This window comes from Streptomyces sp. P17 (assembly GCF_032436805.1).
Classification (GTDB): Bacteria; Actinomycetota; Actinomycetes; order Streptomycetales; family Streptomycetaceae; genus Streptomyces.
In genome coordinates this window covers 1-274 of the sequence record NZ_JAVRBF010000784.1, presented here as the reverse complement: position 1 = coordinate 274, position 274 = coordinate 1, and the positions used below count along the sequence as shown (strand labels likewise).

Sequence of the window (274 nt, the reverse complement as noted above, 5' to 3'; positions counted from 1 at the left end):
GCGAGCTTTCAAGGTTCAACGAGAAGTCCGGGCGCTGGGCGTTCTTCTCCTCAGCCCTGATCTCTCCTTTCAGGCGCTCAATCCTGTCAAGATGATCCTGACGCGGCTTGAAGTCTGGAACGTCCCTATTCTCCATTCGATCCTCATGGATCATCAGTTCAACTTCCTCAAGCTCCATCTTAAGATCATTGAACCGTTCCCGGGACTTCTCCTTGGGAGTGTAGATGAGGCTGTGAAGTGTCTGGGCGTTCGGGGCTCCATTGTTACGCAACAC

The 274-nt window shown here is 52.9% G+C and carries 1 protein-coding gene; it reads right to left on the bottom strand.

Annotation, left to right across the window (positions count from 1 at the left end):
• The coding region (locus RMT89_RS42950; protein ID WP_315889188.1) for a hypothetical protein at nt 1-274 on the bottom strand (274 nt) is incomplete at both ends.